We start from the raw sequence: 1,045 nt of genomic DNA, 5'->3' as shown, positions 1-1,045 counted from the left end.
CTTGATGCGAATCAGGCTGTGATGCGGATGCTGACGGCGGTTGAGCTTGTTCACCATCCGATTAAAGCGATTCTCCGTCGCCGAACTGCCTGGGATCATGATAATCGGGCGTATTTTGACCTTGCTGGCAGGCAGCTGACTGATGGGGTGGGAAGGGAGTTTGTTCAGCAATTTTTGGTATGTTTTAACGAGAATGCTGATTAACCGAGTAAAAAAATGGTTCATTATAACTATCTCCAAAAACAAGCCGCATAGACTTCTTATGCGACTGTTTTTTTGTTTCTACTTCTTCCGCTTCTTCTTGTTTTTTTTCATCTGCTTGGCCATTTTATTCATAGTGCGGCGCATCATGAATTCGCCGGCCTTGCCTTTGAGGCCGCCGCCGAACATTTGGCTCATGTCTGGAGTGCCTGCGCCTCCCAGAGCAGACATATCTGGCATACCGCCTTGTCCCATCAGGCCTTCCAGTGCGGACATATCCGGCATTCCTCCGCCATTCGGCATGTTTTTTGGCATGTTATTAGGATTGAGGCCCATCTGCTTCATCATCTTGCTCATATCACCTGATAGGACGCCCTGCATCATCTGCTTTGCTTGGTTAAAGTCTTTGATAAATTTGTTGACATCGACAAAGCTGTTGCCCGAACCGCTGGCAATCCTCCGCCGGCGGCTGGGATTCAGTAAGTCAGGATTTTCCCGCTCAGCCGGTGTCATAGAGGACACGATGGCGCGTTTGCGGGCGATGTCTTTTTCATCCACCTTGACGTTTTTCAGTGCAGGATTATTGGCCATCCCTGGCAGCATTTTCAGCAGGTCCTCCATAGGCCCCATGTTCTGCACCTGATCCAGCTGGTCGATGAAATCATTGAAATCAAAGGTGTTTTCCCGCATCTTTTCAGCCATTTCAAGCGATTTTTTCTCATCGTATTCCTGAGAGGCTTTTTCGATCAGGGTCAGCATGTCTCCCATGCCCAGGATCCGGCTGGACATGCGATCAGGGTGGAAGGTTTCGATATCCGTGATTTTTTCACCCGTACCGGTAAAC

General features: G+C 49.1%; 1 protein-coding gene and 1 pseudogene. Both read right to left on the bottom strand.

Going from position 1 to position 1,045, the window contains the following annotated elements:
- The coding region (locus STRDD11_RS14840; protein WP_241209464.1) for an alpha/beta hydrolase at window positions 1-225 on the bottom strand (225 nt) is incomplete at its 3' end.
- A gap of 57 nt (window positions 226-282) precedes the next feature.
- Window positions 283-1,045, bottom strand: a pseudogene (locus STRDD11_RS12900) (signal recognition particle protein); the annotation flags it as partial.

Source organism: Streptococcus sp. DD11 (assembly GCF_001578865.1).
Taxonomy (GTDB): Bacteria; Bacillota; Bacilli; order Lactobacillales; family Streptococcaceae; genus Streptococcus; species Streptococcus panodentis.
The sequence above is the reverse complement of the archived record's forward strand: the minus strand, read 5'-3'. Positions and strand labels throughout refer to the sequence as shown.